The following is a 16,320-nucleotide window of genomic DNA, read 5'->3' as shown; positions in this document are numbered from 1 at the left end:
GATTCCCCCGGTGCCTGCTAACACTTTGGGAATACAAATCGACCGTTTTTTGAGACGGTTTTTTTGTGCCTTTTTTCTCCCTTTTCGACCATTTATTCCCTTGTGCCAATAAGGTTGTTGTGATGATCTAGAAGGCGAATTGGGATGAACAGCCGATCCGTCTGTGCTCAACGATTCAGCAAAGATTTAATGTTGCTTTTATGTGAACGAATTAACAAGCGGGCAAAATCCTGCTATGCTGCTTCGGCGCTAAAGGGCACTGTGCTCAGGTTCAGGACGTAAAGTTTCCGATCAAGAAACCCTCTTACCCGCAGTGTCCCCGATTCATCAGACAGCTTTAATCTCCCTGTCCCTACAGGCATGACGTGATGCTGATGATGGAAGCCAGGCATAATAAATGACAATGAGAGCGAGGAGAAAGTCGTGCTAGAAGAATACCGTAAGCACGTAGCCGAGCGTGCTGCAGAGGGCATCGTCCCTAAGCCACTTGATGCTTCACAGATGGCAGCGTTGGTTGAGTCCCTGAAAAATCCGCCAAAAGGCGAAGAAGAAACTCTGTTAGACCTGCTGATTAATCGTGTTCCGCCGGGCGTTGACGAAGCCGCCTATGTAAAAGCCGGATTCCTGGCTGCCGTCGCCAAAGGCGAAACTACCTCCCCGTTGGTCACTCCTGAAAAAGCCATTGAACTGTTAGGCACCATGCAAGGTGGCTACAACATTCATCCGCTGATCGACGCACTTGAAAACGAAACGCTGGCGCCAATTGCCGCCAAAGCGTTGTCCCATACGCTGCTGATGTTCGATAACTTCTACGATGTGGAAGAAAAAGCGCATGCAGGCAACGAACACGCTAAGAAGATTTTGCAGTCATGGGCTGATGCCGAATGGTATCTTTCACGCCCGCAGCTGGCTGAAAAAATCACCGTCACCGTCTTCAAGGTGACCGGCGAAACCAACACCGATGATTTGTCACCGGCTCCGGATGCCTGGTCCCGTCCAGATATTCCATTGCACGCGCTGGCAATGCTGAAAAACGAACGCGAAGGTATTCACCCGGATCAACCTGGCAGCGTCGGCCCGATCAAACAGATCGAAGAACTGAACAAAAAAGGCTTCCCGCTGGCCTATGTCGGTGACGTGGTCGGTACCGGTTCTTCCCGTAAATCTGCGACAAACTCTGTGCTGTGGTTCATGGGCGACGATATCCCTCATGTGCCGAACAAACGCGGCGGCGGCGTAGTGCTGGGCGGCAAAATTGCGCCAATCTTCTTTAACACCATGGAAGATGCCGGTGCGTTGCCGATTGAAGTGGACGTTTCTAACCTCAATATGGGCGATGTGATCGACATCTATCCGTACAAAGGTGAAGTCCGTAACCACGAAACCGGTCAGGTGATTGCCACTTTCGAACTGAAAACTGACGTTCTGCTGGACGAAGTTCGCGCCGGGGGCCGTATTCCGCTGATCATCGGACGTGGTTTAACCACCAAAGCCCGTGAATCGCTGAAACTGCCTCAGAGCGAAGTATTCCGCATCGCGAAGCCGGTTGCTAAGAGCAACAGAGGCTTCTCGCTGGCGCAGAAAATGGTGGGGCGCGCCTGTGGCGTTGCCGGTATTCGTCCAAACGAATATTGCGAACCAAAAATGACGTCTGTGGGTTCTCAGGACACCACCGGCCCGATGACCCGTGACGAGCTGAAAGACCTGGCGTGCCTGGGTTTCTCGGCTGATTTAGTGATGCAGTCATTCTGTCATACCGCCGCGTATCCTAAGCCGGTTGACGTGACCACGCACCACACGCTGCCGGACTTCATTATGAACCGCGGCGGTGTTTCCCTGCGTCCAGGTGACGGTATCATCCACTCATGGCTGAACCGAATGCTGCTGCCGGACACTGTCGGTACCGGCGGTGACTCCCATACCCGCTTCCCAATCGGGATTTCGTTCCCTGCGGGCTCCGGTCTGGTGGCGTTTGCCGCAGCGACCGGCGTAATGCCGCTGGATATGCCAGAATCCGTTCTGGTGCGTTTCAAAGGTGAAATGCAGCCGGGTATCACCCTGCGTGATCTGGTCCATGCCATCCCTTATTACGCCATCAAAGAAGGTCATCTGACCGTTGAGAAGAAGGGTAAGAAAAACCTCTTCTCTGGCCGTATTCTGGAAATCGAAGGCTTGCCGGAACTGAAAGTTGAACAGGCATTTGAACTGGCGGATGCGTCCGCAGAACGTTCAGCGGCCGGTTGTACGATCAAACTGGATCAGGCGCCAATCAAAGAATACCTGAGCTCTAACATCGTGCTGCTGAAGTGGATGATCTCTGAAGGTTACGGCGATCGTCGTACCATCGAGCGCCGGATTAAAGGCATGGAAGAGTGGCTGGCGAATCCAAGCCTGCTCGAAGCCGATGCGGATGCGGAATACGCAGCGATCATCGAAATCGATCTGGCGGATATCAAAGAGCCAATTCTTTGTGCGCCGAACGATCCGGATGACGCGCGTCTGCTGTCTTCCGTACAGAACAGCAAAATCGACGAAGTCTTTATCGGTTCCTGCATGACCAACATCGGTCACTTCCGCGCCGCCGGTAAACTGCTCGACAGCCATAAAGGCGCGTTGCCAACCCGTCTGTGGGTTGCGCCTCCGACCAAGATGGACGCCGCGCAGCTGACAGAAGAAGGCTATTACAGCGTCTTTGGTAAGAGCGGTGCGCGTGTTGAAATCCCGGGCTGTTCACTGTGTATGGGTAACCAGGCGCGAGTAGCCGACGGTTCGACCGTGGTTTCCACTTCAACGCGTAACTTCCCGAACCGTCTGGGCAACGGCGCCAATGTTTATCTCGCCTCCGCTGAACTGGCGGCTATCGCGTCTTTGCTGGGGCGCCTGCCAACGCCGGAAGAATATCTCGGCTATATGGCTGAAGTCGATAAGACAGCGGTGGATACTTACCGTTATCTGAACTTCGACAAACTGAGTGAATATACCGATAAAGCTGACGGTGTGATTTTCCAGACCGCAGTCTGACTAGTAAACATTCACTGCGCTAATTTAAGGGAGGCTTAGGTCTCCCTTTTTTTATGAATCCATTTTGTTATATTAAATGGGGTATTATATTAATAATTTCAATTGCACATTGATTTTAATAATGTTTTTGTTTTACTAAAGTATTCATTAAGTAGTGACAAAATATTTTATCATTTAAATTTAGTTCCCCGCGAACTATAGCTGCAGTCTGCAATTTATTTCGCTTTCATCGAAAACTATAAAGTGAAATAAACAATGCGCGCCTCAAAAATAATTTGCTTTTTACAAATTGGTGTTCAGTTTTTTTATTCTTCTCTATGCGTGTATGCCTTTTCTTTTGAAGCCGTTGCTGAAACCAATCCCTCTGTAGTCGCCGGGCAAATGCCGGGTGAAAAATTACCTTCTGGCAATAATACCGGCACGCCTTCTGCCTCCGGTGTGACTCCCGACAGCGAACAGGATGCCTCGCTGGCAGGGCTTGCCGCTCAGTCTGGTGCGTTGCTTTCCGGTGAGTCGTCAGGCGATGCCTTGAAAGGTATGGTGGCTTCGGGGGCTGCTGGCAAGGCGGCGCAAAGCGTTGAGTCCTGGCTGAATCAATTTGGCACAGCACGGGTAAAAGTTTCAGCAGATAATAATTTCTCTCTGGAAGAGGTGGAATTAGACATTCTGTTACCGATATACGACGACAAAACTAACCTGTTATTTACTCAGCTGGGTGGCCGCCGCGCGGACGATCGAGATATTATCAATGCGGGTGTGGGGTATCGTCATTTCAATGAGCGCTGGATGTGGGGCGCAAATACATTCTATGACCGTCAGTTATCGCAAAATCATCATCAGCGTATGGGCGTTGGCGGCGAATTAGGTTGGGATTATTTAAAAATATCCGCCAATGGTTACCTGCGTCTCACTGAATGGATGGCATCAGAGCGCTTTCAGGATTATGACGAGCGCGCGGCCAATGGATTTGATATCCGCACTGAAGGTTATTTACCTGCGTGGCCACAGCTTGGCGCAAGCGTGATATTTGAGAAGTACTACGGCGATAACGTTGATCTGTTTAACGATGAAGATAACCGTCAGAAAGACCCTTATGCGGTCACTGTCGGTCTGAACTACACGCCGTTTACGCTCATGACGGCAGGCGTTAGTCAGAAAATGGGCAAAGGCGATACGCGGGATACTCAGTTTAACCTGAGTTTCAGTTATGCACCGGGCGTCAGCCTCGACAAGCAGCTGGATGCGTCACAGGTGGCGGTGAAGCGCTCGCTGCTCGGTAGTCGTATGGATCTGGTCAACCGTAACAACACGATTGTGCTGGATTATCGCAAACAGGATCTGATTTCGCTGGGTTTACCCGCCAGAATCGAAGGCGCAGAAAGCGCCAGCTTCCCGATTTCTGTTGTGGTTAACAGCAAGTACGGACTGGATCGTATTGACTGGCAGGCGGATGAACTCCTGCAACACGGCGGTAAAATTACCGAAGATAAACACTCTGGCCAGTACAGCATCACGTTGCCAAATTATCAGTACGGCGGGGTGAACAATCATTACATCGTCAGAGGTAAAGCCTTTGACGCCAAAGGCAACGGCTCGAACAATAGCGAAATGGAAGTCTACGTGACAGGCTATGACGCGGCGACATGGCTGTCTTCCACCACGGTCAGTCCCGATACATTACTGGCCGATGGCATCAGCACATCCACCGTGACACTGCGTATTACCGGCGCCGATCAGTTACCGGTGACCGCTATTGCCCCGCAACTGGCGGCTACTGTGAAGTTAACACCGGCCTCCAGTGCCAGCACAGCGTCCCAAACTGCAGTGAAAAATCCCCTTATTTCTAACTTCAGCGAATCAGCGCCTGGCGTTTATCTCGCGACCTTTACCAGCGGCAATGTCGCGGGGACTGCTGATATAACCCCGATGGTCAGCGGTAAAAATGCCCTGCAAACCGCGCAAATTGTGCTGCAAAATGCGCAGGTCTGGCCTTCGTTAAGTTCGCTGAACGCATCGAAAACCCTGGCGCTGGCAAATGGCACCGATACGGTCACCCTGACGGCTGAAGTGCTGACGGCAGAAGGCTTGCCAGATCAGGACGTCACTGTCTCCTGGAAAGCGGATAATGCCGCCATCGGGCTGTCAGCGCCACAAAGTACGACCGATGAAAAGGGTATAGCCACAGTGACGGTCAGCAGTCTGAACGTTGTGGATACACGGGGCAGCGCGACGATCGAGGGAGGGAGTGTACTGCAAAGTGAACCGCTCAGCTTTGGCGCCGATGCTTCCACTGCGCAGGTGATGAGCCTGAACGCGGACAAAATGCAGGCAACGGCAAATAATGCCGATAAAGTCACGCTGATCGCGAGTGTGGTGAATGCCCAAAATCAGCCGCTGCAAGGCGCAACCGTTGACTGGAAAGTGGAGCAGGGGAGTGCAACGCTGAGCGCGCTGCAAGGTTCGACGGACGAACTGGGGAACGCGCAAATCACGCTGGCTTCACAGGTGGCGGGTGACGTGAAAGTCTCTGCCCGCGCCGGAACAACAGAAGCCAAAATGACCGACCTCATCTCATTTACTGCCGACAGTGCCAGCATGAATATTACCGGGCTTGAGCAGGACAAAACGCAGGCGCTGGCTAACGGCACCGACGCCGTCACCTACACCCTGACGGTGACTGATGCTAACGGCAACAAAGTACAGAATGCACCGGTCAGCTGGAGCAGCGATCAGCCCACTGCGCAGCTTTCCGCCAGCACCGTCAACACCGATGCACAGGGGCAGGCGCAGGTGAGTGTCTCGACTGTTCATGCCGGCGACGTGGTTATTTCGGCGCAACTGCCGGGCGGCACCGCCAGCATCGCGCCCGCAGCGTCATTTAATGCGGATGTGAGTACGGCGCAGTTTAGCGCGATGTCTGCTGATAAAACTCAGGCAGTGGCAAATGGCACCGATGTTATCACCCTGAGTTTAACGTTAACGGACGCTAACGGTAATCCGCTGGCGGATGCTGATATTGACTGGCTGGCGAGCCCGACCGGCGGTACGACGTCAGCCAGCAGTACTAAAACCAATGCGCAAGGTGTAAGCACTATCCGGTTAACCTCTTCAGAGGTCACGGATTACACCGTGAAAGCGTCGTTTAACGCCGCCAGTATAACGTCCTCAACCTTGTCATTTACGGCAGACGTAGCCAGCGCGACGATAAATTCGCTGGTCGCGGACAAAACTGCGTCCGTAGTGGCGGGTAAAGACACGGTCGGCCTGACCGCAACGGTGCTGGATGCTAATAATCATCCGGTTCAGGGGGCTGCGGTCACCTGGAGCAGTGACAATGCGGCAGGTGTTTTAACGCCGGTATCCGGAGTGACGGATGTCAACGGCGTAGCGACGGCTACGCTGATCTCAACACTGGCGCAAAATACCGTTGTGACCGCCAGCACCGGCAGCAGTCAGAAAACATTGCCGGTAGATATAGTGGCTGATGCCAATACCGCGCAGCTGACCCTTGCCTCTGATAAAACTCAGGCGCTGGCAAATGGCACGGATGTTATCTCCTGGACGGCGACGGTTAAAGATGCCAACAACAACCCGGTGAATGCGGTCAGCGTAGACTGGAGTGGCAATAATCCGAACGTGATTCTGGCGGGCAGTAATACGCAAACTACGCAGGCGGGCACGACAACAGTGACAGGCACTTCGCTCAAAGCCGGTACGGCGATTGTGACAGCAACGCTCAGCCAGCAGCAGCAAACCGCAAGTGCAGGTGAGGTGAGCTATATTGCCGACCTCAGCACGGCGGAAATTGCCACACTGACGCTGGACCGGCCGGTTGTTTCCAATAACGGCAACGACGTGACGACATTTACTGCCACGGTGAAGGATGCAACGGGTAATCCGATCCCCAATGTGACAGTTAACTGGGCAACTACGCGCAATACACTGGGACAAAGCACCAGCGTGGCCAACGCGTCCGGCGTAGCCACTATGACGATTTCGGGTACCGAAGAAGGGGATGCGACGGTAACAGCCACTTACGGCACAAGTTCTAAATCGGCCATGACGACATTCATCGGTTCATTTAATGTGGACTGGGCAGTCAGCGGTGCCTCCGCTAAATATACGACCCCGTTATTTACGGCTTACAATGAGTTAGGTTTTATCGCGGTGTCGCCGACTACCGGCCCATCGTCTCTGGTGTGGTCTGGCGCGGCAAATACAAATTCGCCGCTGACAACGCCGCTGACTGACCAACACGGAAACGAGGTGGTCGTCACCTTTGGTGGCATGCGGCAGTCTTATTGTACGACTCGTACGTTCAACTCAGCTGTCTCTTGTGACGCTGGGCCGGGTACTCACGCTATATTGAACTATTCATCAGCGGACAATCCGGGCCTGCCTGCCGGTGTTTATCGGGGTGTCATCCGCTTTGCGGGGGTAAACTGGTTAAGCACGAAGCCATCCTTCTCCTATGAAGTCAGCGTCAGCCTGACCGTGGATTAATCTTCTCCGGGGTTCAGAAACTGGAAAGGCGGAAGAAATTCCGCCTTTTTTATTGGTATCATGCAGCAGGTATGAGTGGCTTTTGATGATATTTAAGGACGGCATGATGGATTACGATTTTCTGCGCGATATTACCGGTGAGGTCAAAGTGCGCTTTTCTATGGGCCACGAAGTGCTTGGTCACTGGCTGAATGAAGAAGTGAAGGGCGATCTGACGGTGCTGGATGCTGTCGAAGCTGAGCTGGCCGCGCTCAAAGGCAGCGAACGGCAGACCCAGCGCGTCGGCCATGAATATACGTTGCTGCTGGCCGATGACGAAGTGATGATCCGCGCCAACCAGCTGGATTTCGACGGCGATGAGATTGAAGAGGGCATGAGCTACTACGACGAAGAGAGTCTGGCGTTTTGCGGCGTCGAGGACTTTCTGCAAGTCCTCGCCAAATACCGTGCTTTCGTCACGACTTATCGGTAAAACTTACTTTCCCCGTGAGGCGGTCCAGCAAAGCAGCGAACCTCCGACCACCATCAGCACGCCCGGCCAGAAACTCGCGCCCGGCAACGTGTGCAGCCACAATCCGGCAATCAGAATCGAAGAGAGCGGTGTGAAGTACGACAGCGCCGCGACCAGTGTCGCATTGCCTTTTTTCATCGCCAGATCCCAGCACTGATAAGATATTGCCGTCACCGCGCCCATCGCCAGCAACTCCAGAATGGCCGGTAGCGTCAGGCTGATGCGATTCGAAGAATACGTGAAGTACAGCGCCCACAGCACCGCACCGGTCGCCAGCAGAAACAGCGGTAGCACGCCTTTGCCCTTGCATAAAACGCGGACCAGATTGGAATACAGCGCCCAGGAAACGGCGGCACCCAGCGCCAGACTGTAGGCCACCGGATTACCGCGCACGTTACGCATCAGCTGATGAATATCCAGCCCGTGGCCGCCGCTGATCGCCCACAGCACGCCGGTAAAAGCCAGTACGACACCCGGCCAGATCCACCAGCGTACCCGCAGTTTTAATAACGGAACGGCAAAAAGCAGCGTCAGGCTCGGCCAGAGATAATTAATCAGCCCGAGTTCCAGCATCTGCTGGCGGGTATGCGCCAGACCAATCGCCAGTGAAAACGCCACCATATAAAATATAAACAGCAGGCCGCAGACAATCAGATATGACGCAGATTCTCCGCGCAGCGACGGTCTTCCGCCCGCCATCCAGACCATAATCCCGCTGACGGTATAAATTGATGCGGCGGCGCCAAAAGGCCCCAGCGATTCAGACAGACTGCGGGTGAGCGCCACGCTCATGCTCCACAGCAAAATGGCAAGAACGCCAAACAGCGTGGCGAAACGATCCATCGGAAAGGTAAGCCTCAGAAGAAGAAGGCTTTAAAGATAAGCGATTGTTGCGTTGGTGGAAACCGCAACAATCGACTTAACTGGCTCTTTAGGAGAATGCATTAAAAGTAGAAACCGACTTCGAGGCCGAGTGTGGACGTGGTGGTCGCAGGCTGGTAATAGCCGACGGTGTTTCCGTTCAGGTCACCCTGTTTTTCATCCGATTTACCGTATTTCTGATGCACGTAGCTGGCTTTCACAAAGACGTCGTCGTTGATATTCCAGGTCAGGCTGGTGAATGGCGAGAGCTTAGATTTCGGCTCCAGCCAGACTGAACCCTGATTACTGTGCGTCCAGGTTTTAATCGGATACAACGCCCCGCCTTCCAGACTCAGACGGGAATCGGCGGTCATCTGCCAGTTCGCGCCCAGTGATGCTTTGGCATAAGGCTGCAAAGACACTTCAACCGCGGTATAGCGTCGCGTTCGATCTTCGCTGGCGATATAGACATTGTCAGAGCGAATGTTGCGCAACCATACCTGGCCGCCGAGTGCACCTTTCATATCGAAAGACACACTCTCTGATGCCCGGTAACGATAACCGCGCGTCAGATCCGCACTGTAGCCCGTGTAATAGGTTTTCCCCTTAAGCGATCCGTTCGGCACATTGGCCTGATCGTCCAGCGTGCTGCCTTTATAGCGGACGATCCCGAACATCACGCTCATGTCCCAGGCTTTTAATAAACCTTCTCTGGCATCGAGATAATTATTGGATCCGAAATTAACACGCAGGCGCGGGCCATGTTCAGCAACATATTTACCGTCCATATTATCGACGGATTCGTCCCACTTATAATATTCAGCACCATAACTGACGTAGTGCCGCATCCCTTCAGTATTATTGCTTAACAAACTTTCCCCGGCCCGGGAAACCCCGGAAACCAATAAAGAACTCGTGACCAGCAGGCTGGATACGGTCTTTAATTTACTCATTGTCATTTTTTATTTCTGCTTTCTGGTGGATGGAGCTGGTTGCTTAGTAAGCAATAGGGGGATGCTAATAAACGGAGGGATATAGATAAAGGAATTTATCGAATTTTAAGAAAATAGTGATATTTTGATCTGCGGTAAGTTAAATTAATGGTGATATATAAGTTTGATTTGATTTATAGTCTGTATATTAGTTTTATAATTTAGCTTAATTCGCAGATCGTTGATCGAATAATTTGGTTTAAGTAAGGATTTTATTGGGTTTTAAATATTAATTTGTCTTAAGAAGTGTAGCCGGTTTTTAAGACGGCTACATTATTTTACTTAAGTAATGCTTATTGAGTTACAGCGATGCGCCGCCACAAATAATTAATTGCTGGCCGGTGATTGCCGATGCTGAAGGGGAGAGTAAATAGCAAACCAGGTCGGCGACTTCTTGCGGCTGGATAAAACGTCCAATTGGCGGCAGCTTCGGCGGTGAACTTTGGCGTTGCGGATTTTCCAGCATAGGCGTCTGCGTCGCGCCGGGCGCAACAATATTGACGGTAATCCCGCGCGGTGCCAGCTCCGCCGCCCAGCTTCTCACCATTCCGAACATGGCCGATTTAGTCGCGACATACTGACTGCGACCGGCAACGCCGGAAGAAGTGCGGCTGCCCAGCAATACGATGCGGCCACCGTCCGGCATTTTGTCCACCAGCCGGTTGGCCAGAACTTCTGCAACGCCAACATGCAGCTGCCACAGTGCTGCGCTGGCCTGCGTATCCAGTTGCCCCAGCGGCGCCGCTTTCATCATGCCCGCCGCGTGGATCAGCGCGTCAACGCCGGAAAGCGTTTCCAGCAGGGCGGTCAGTTTTGCCGTATCGGTGATATCGAGTGCAATTCCGGTGAAATTAGCGTGCGGGAAACTCACCTCGCGGCGCGCCAGCCCGGTCACCTTCCAGCCCTGTGCCAGCAGTGTCTGGCACACCGTTTCGCCAATGCCTGAACTGCAACCGGTCACCAGTGCATGTCTGACAGGAACAGAGGTCATGACTTATCTCCTGAATGCCGAAGCCGGAACTTTGAAAACGGCTTTGCGCACAACGGCCGGGCGGTCTGTACAACACAATGCGCGATGCGGTTCGCCCGGGGCGAACGTCACAAAATCCCCGCTGCGCAGTAAAATCTCTTTCGGCAATTGAGGGTCTTCAAGAATAAACAGATCGGGTTTCCGTTCGGTGGCGGGCTGCCCGGTGACGTTTCGCGTATCAAAACCAATGATTTCCTCGCCTTCCAGCACGACCTGAATATCCAGCCAGTCGCGATGAAATTCCGTATGCCGTTCCGCCGCCGGTGACGTATTCGCGTTGCCAATCGTGCAAAACCACTCAGCGCCTTCCGGCTGAAAACGCCCGTCTTCCCGCGCGCGCAGTGCGTCCAGTGAACACGCCGGTAGTGTCAGGATCTGGCGAAGTGCATCGGGTAATGTGGCCAGTTCCAGCGCCTGTAAATGACCTGTAATCATGTTTAGCTCCTGATAAAGAAAGCCCGCGACAGCGGGCCTGAGGGATCAGCCTTTTACCCAGGATTCATCGACGCAGACGTATTTGATCGCCTGACGGTAGCAGGTAAACGCGATGTGAAGTTCACCGTTCAGCCCCTGTTTAATGCTCGGATATGAGAACTCACGGTTCAGTTTTTGCTGCGAATTGTTGGTCATGCAGTAGCCGTCACCGGTTTCCAGATTGCGCTGGTAAGGCCATGTGCGGCCGTCGTCTTCAGAAATCGCCAGCGTCATCGGCGCACGCGGCGCGCCCCAGAACGCGCTGCGACCGCCGGTTTCCACCGGCGCTTCAGAGCGGGCATCGTCTTCTTCATCTTCAATTTCATCATACAAAGACGCGCGACGTTCACTGGCATCTGCCGCACTCATCTTGTTAAACACCAGTGCCAGATGGCCGTTGGTGAGCGTGGTGACCTGAATGGACGAATTATTGTTAGGCAGCCCCGTCGGCTGCGGCGCAGTCCACGTATTGCCGCCATCGACAGACCGGCTCTGATAGATGAAGTCTGCCCAGCGGCTGCGGTACAACGCCAGCAGGCTGCCGTCGTGCAGCGGCGTAATATTCATGTGTACGCAGCCGGTGCTTTCCGGCACAGCGACATCGCGCCAGGTTTTGCCTTTATCGCTGGAAATTTTGACCGCGCTGTCATCATTGTTGCCGACCCATTTTTCACCGGGTTGCGTCCGGCAATAAAACACCGGCAGCAGCCAGTCGCCGTTCGCGAGTACCGTTACCGGCTGGCGAATAAACGTGCCGGGCTGACCGAGCAGCGTGCCAATTTCGCCCCAGCTTTTGCCCAGATCCTGCGACTGACGGAAACGCACAATGGCGGTGTCCTGATTCCCCGATTTCTGCGCGGTGTACATCAGCCAAAGCACATTATCAGGAGCGAGAAACAGCACCGGATTCTGTTCGGAACGGCTGGCATCTTCAGAGAGTTTTACTGGCTGGCTCCAGACTTGCGCACCTTTTTCCAGGCGTGAAAGATAAATCGAGATGTCCGCGATCCCTTCCTGAGTTCCGGCAAACCACGTACACAGCAGGCTGCCGTCGGGCAAAGGCAGCAGATTGGCGGCATGATTTTGCGGGCAATCAGACGGCAACATGGCGTCCCGACGTGCGGCGTCGTTTGCCGGGATGTGGATTTTTCCGCTGCGTTCGACGGTTAACGTTTCAGTGGTCATCTTTAAGCTCCAGACTTTTGAATAATTTGTGCATTTTTACTTTTAACGGCTCGCTGCGGGATCAAACGGTCAATCACCATAATGATGGCCGGCGTGATCAGCGCAATGTACATATTGTTGATACCAAATGGATCGCCGAGTACATACCATACGGACGTCACGACGCAGGCACCGATCAGGCCGGCATTCGCACCGCGCGCGCTTTTGAAGAACGGCAGGTAGAAAGCCATGACCGCAACCACGGAAATCGAGAGGCGGATTGCGCGGGTGAAGAAGGAAAGTTTCAGCACTTCCGGTACCAGCAGTACGAAAATCAGTGGCAGGAAACCAATCAGCAGCGACAACCAGCGCGTCATTTTGAATTCACGCTCAGGCGTTGGATTGCGGTAAGGCACGTAGAAATCTTTCACAATCAGCGAGGCGATGGCCAGCGCAACGGTACTGACGCTGACGAATATCGAAGCCACCAGCGACGTGGTCACCAGACCTGCCAGCCACGGATTCATGTCCTGAATAAAGACAGGCAGCGCATACAGGCTGTTCATGTCGGGGTGCAGGAATTTAGCCGCCACGCCGATCATGCCAATCGCCAGCGCAATCGGTACGCAGAAGAAGAACGCGACCCAGGTAGCACGCTTGGCTGACTCCGCGCTTTTGGTGGAAGAGATGGCCTGAATGACGAACTGTGTACAGAAAATAGAACCGATGGTGCCAATCAGCCAGGCGAAGATGGTGCTGGCGCCAATGCTGCCGTCCCACGTCCAGTAGAAATCTGGCATCTCTTTGACCATCGGCATCACGCCACCGGTCATGTGCAAGGCGATGCCTAAAATCACCAGCACGCCGATGTACTTGATAGCGCTGTGCAGCATCGTCACCCACGCCATACCTTTCATGCCGCCGAACGCAAAGTAGAACGTACTTACGACGGCGGTGATAAAGGCTGCCACCGGCAGATTCACTTTCAGTACGGTAGAAATGGCCGCTGCACCGCTCACGTAGTTCCCGACGTTAACCAGCAGCAGGGCGTAAATCATGATGATTGAAATGATGTTCTTGGTCGTGTTGCCGTACTTCTCAGCAATTGCGCCCGAAATCGTGATTTTTCCGGTGTTATAAATACGTTTGACCAGCAGCAGACCAAAAATCGGGAAGCCGATGGCGGCACCCAAAATCGACCAGGACGCTGCAAAACCGCCTTCGAAAGCCGCCTGCGCCGTTCCGATGGTGGATTTGGCACCGATGTATTCCGACATCAGCAGCACGCCGACAATAAACGCAGGCATTGCGCGCGAACCTTCCATGAAATCGCCGCTGGTTTTACTGCGCAACCGGTAGGTCAGCCAGGTGGTGAACAGGATGTAGGCGAGCACAATGCCAATAATAATTAACGTATCTGATGAGCTAAATTCTTTCATTTTTTCCTCACACAGCGCGTAGGGGACCCTGCCTGCGCACTTTCATGCGCAGGAGATCGGTAGATTCGTCAGGTAAGGCGCGTTTAGCCGCGCAAATTAAATTCTTTTATGACGGTCAGGATCTTCTGTGTATCGTCCTGCGTGAATTCCACCGGATACCGGCTTTCACCCACGTTAAACCCGAGCATATTCACGGCTTTTTTAACCACGGCCGGTGAAAACGCAATGCTGTATAAATCGGTGCGGATCTTATTGATGTCTGCCTGAACCGCTTCGGCGGCGGCAGGCTGGTTTTCCTGCAGGTGGTGGTAAACAGCGTTTACCTGTGCGGGGATGATATTGGCGATACCGGAAATGCAGCCGGCGCTGCCTTCGGTGAAACCGCGATAAATCAGTGAATCCGGCCCGGTCAGCACGTCAAAATCAGCAAACTGCTGGCTGACTTCGTGGAAACCGTGCAGGCTCTCGTACGAACCAGCACTGTCTTTAATCCCTTTGATATTAGGATGATCGGCTAGTACGCGGACTACGTCTGGCGTCAGCGTATTACCGGTTCTTGCCGGAATGTTGTAGAGATACACCGGCACCGTCAGCGCATCGGCGACGGCGCGGAAATGCGCAATCAACTCCTGTGGGCGTAACGCCGCAAACCACGGCGTAATCACCGACACGGCACGCACGCCGAGTTTCTCAATCTGTTTTCCCAGACGAATGGTGTCGCGGGTAGAAATCTCGCCGACATGCGACATCACGCCCGTGTCATCGCCCGCGGCTTCGAGACAAATCTCTGTGACTTGAATTTTTTCCTGCTCGCTGAGCATAAAGAATTCGCCGTTAGTGCCGTTACAGAAAATATTATTTCCTGCCTGTTTTTGGCGTTTTACCTGCTGGCGCAATGCGTCACCGTCGAGTTCTCCCCTGGCGGAGAACGGCGTCACAATGGCGGTATAGACTCCGGTAATATTATTCATTTTATTCTCTTTACGTCGTTGTAATCGGATATGAAATAAGGGGTTAACGAATGCTGCGGTAAATTTCCGCTATTTGATTTTTGCTGACCGGCATCGGTACATTTTTAATTAAACGTTGTACCTCTATTGCCCCCTGCGACAAATAAGGAATGTCGTCAGGTGTGATATTCAGCTGGCTTAATTTGACCGGCAAATCCAGGCGATGGACCAGCGCGTCAAAATATTCCACCAGCGCATGGGATTTTTCTTCTTCACGTAATGTCCGGTCGGCATCTGGAATTAAGTCATAGGCCTGCGCAAATTTATTCACGGCTGAAGGCCTGACAAAAGCCATACAAGGCGCGAGCAGAATGGCATTCGCTACCCCGTGAGGAATGTGATATTTGCCGCCGAGCGGATAGGACATAGCGTGAACCAGGTGGGTGCCCGCATGGGCAATCGATGCGCCGCCGTAATATGACGCCCACAGCATATTCAGCCGCGCCTGCAGATTTTCCGGTTCGGCAACGGCCGTTTCGAGGCTGGCAAACAGCTTCTTCATGCCGACCAGCGCGAAGTTATCACTGACCGGGTTAGCCATGACCGACGTGAAGCATTCGAACAGATGGCACAGCGCATCGATGCCGGTAGACGCCGCGATGCGCGCGGGCATGCTGGTGGCCAGTTCAGGCACCAGCGCAACATAATCGGGCAGCATGACCGGCGTGATAATGCCTATTTTGGTTTCCTTTTCGGGGATCGCCAGAATCGCGTTTGGTGTGGATTCTGAGCCGGTGCCTGCAGTGGTTGGGATCAGTAACGACGTCGTACGGTGTTGCGGTTTTTCGCCCGCCAGCAGACTGTCGAGCGTGACGGTTTCATCTCCGGCGCACAGAATCGAAAGCAGCTTTGCGACGTCCAGCACGCTTCCGCCGCCGACGCCAATCACCAGATCGACCTGCGGCTGATGCAGTGTTTTCAGGATAGCGGCGACGTCATGCTGGTTCGGTTCCGGCGGCACACTATCAATAATGCTCACCTCGCAGCCTGCGTTATCCAGCTGGCCTATCAGCGATTGCACCGGCGGCAGGCCAATAATGTTTTTGTCGCTGACCAGTAAAACCTGACGTTTTCCGGCCAGCAAGTAGCCGATGTCCTGTAATGACTGATAACCGCTGATGATCGTGCTGTCTATATTCATGCCTTTTTCCTGCCGTCTGAGTCTTTAGTAAGAGTGAGTTCAATCATCAAAGGTCGATACTCCTCACATCGTCAGGGCAATTTATAGGCGAAATTGAAGTTGAATAATTTGAACTTGCTCACATATAATCAATCATGATTGAATATAATCATAACCAGCAAGATTAACCCAACC

At 53.1% G+C, this 16,320-nt stretch carries 11 protein-coding genes; 3 read left to right on the top strand and 8 right to left on the bottom strand.

Annotated elements, in window-relative coordinates; all coding sequences use genetic code 11:
• The first annotated feature begins 423 nt into the window (after window positions 1–423).
• From acnB to yacL, 3 genes are all read left to right on the top strand, one after another.
• Window positions 424–3,021: a bifunctional aconitate hydratase 2/2-methylisocitrate dehydratase gene (gene acnB / locus J8X26_RS01640; RefSeq protein ID WP_152325104.1), complete on the top strand. Its 2,598-nt coding sequence runs from the start codon at window positions 424–426 to the stop codon at window positions 3,019–3,021.
• Window positions 3,022–3,402: 381 nt separating this feature from the next.
• The gene (locus J8X26_RS01635; RefSeq protein WP_208949999.1) at window positions 3,403–7,524 is read left to right on the top strand and encodes an Ig-like domain-containing protein; all 4,122 of its coding nucleotides are present in this window, start codon (window positions 3,403–3,405) and stop codon (window positions 7,522–7,524) included.
• A 106-nt stretch (window positions 7,525–7,630) separates the two neighbouring features.
• Window positions 7,631–7,996, top strand: a complete 366-nt coding sequence (gene yacL / locus J8X26_RS01630; RefSeq protein ID WP_152325361.1) for a protein YacL — start codon at window positions 7,631–7,633, stop codon at window positions 7,994–7,996.
• Between the two features lie 3 nt (window positions 7,997–7,999).
• On the opposite strand, the gene yddG is transcribed toward yacL, so the two are convergent.
• The 8 genes from yddG to J8X26_RS01590 all read right to left on the bottom strand — a co-directional run bounded on the left by yddG (window position 8,000) and on the right by J8X26_RS01590 (window position 16,146).
• Window positions 8,000–8,878 (bottom strand): aromatic amino acid DMT transporter YddG, encoded by an 879-nt coding sequence (gene yddG / locus J8X26_RS01625; RefSeq protein ID WP_208949998.1) that lies wholly within the window; start codon window positions 8,876–8,878, stop codon window positions 8,000–8,002.
• 101 nt (window positions 8,879–8,979) lie between these two features.
• Complete coding sequence (locus J8X26_RS01620; RefSeq protein WP_244370256.1) at window positions 8,980–9,849, bottom strand: hypothetical protein; 870 nt, start codon at window positions 9,847–9,849, stop codon at window positions 8,980–8,982.
• Between the two features lie 340 nt (window positions 9,850–10,189).
• Window positions 10,190–10,879: an SDR family NAD(P)-dependent oxidoreductase gene (locus tag J8X26_RS01615; RefSeq protein ID WP_208949996.1), complete on the bottom strand. Its 690-nt coding sequence runs from the start codon at window positions 10,877–10,879 to the stop codon at window positions 10,190–10,192.
• Window positions 10,880–10,882: 3 nt separating this feature from the next.
• Window positions 10,883–11,353, bottom strand: a complete 471-nt coding sequence (locus tag J8X26_RS01610; RefSeq protein WP_208949995.1) for a YhcH/YjgK/YiaL family protein — start codon at window positions 11,351–11,353, stop codon at window positions 10,883–10,885.
• Between the two features lie 45 nt (window positions 11,354–11,398).
• On the bottom strand, window positions 11,399–12,577 hold the full coding sequence (locus tag J8X26_RS01605; RefSeq protein WP_208949994.1) for an exo-alpha-sialidase: 1,179 nt from the start codon (window positions 12,575–12,577) through the stop codon (window positions 11,399–11,401).
• Window positions 12,578–12,579: 2 nt separating this feature from the next.
• Window positions 12,580–13,995, bottom strand: a complete 1,416-nt coding sequence (locus J8X26_RS01600; protein WP_208949993.1) for a sodium:solute symporter family protein — start codon at window positions 13,993–13,995, stop codon at window positions 12,580–12,582.
• 83 nt (window positions 13,996–14,078) lie between these two features.
• On the bottom strand, window positions 14,079–14,966 hold the full coding sequence (locus J8X26_RS01595) for a dihydrodipicolinate synthase family protein (protein WP_152325096.1): 888 nt from the start codon (window positions 14,964–14,966) through the stop codon (window positions 14,079–14,081).
• Window positions 14,967–15,009: 43 nt separating this feature from the next.
• Window positions 15,010–16,146: an iron-containing alcohol dehydrogenase gene (locus tag J8X26_RS01590; RefSeq protein ID WP_208949992.1), complete on the bottom strand. Its 1,137-nt coding sequence runs from the start codon at window positions 16,144–16,146 to the stop codon at window positions 15,010–15,012.
• Window positions 16,147–16,320: the final 174 nt, after the last annotated feature.

Origin of the sequence: Rahnella sp. ChDrAdgB13, from assembly GCF_017655185.1 — a bacterium.
Lineage (GTDB): Bacteria > Pseudomonadota > Gammaproteobacteria > Enterobacterales > Enterobacteriaceae > Rahnella > Rahnella contaminans.
This window is presented reverse-complemented; position numbering and strand designations above follow the sequence as displayed.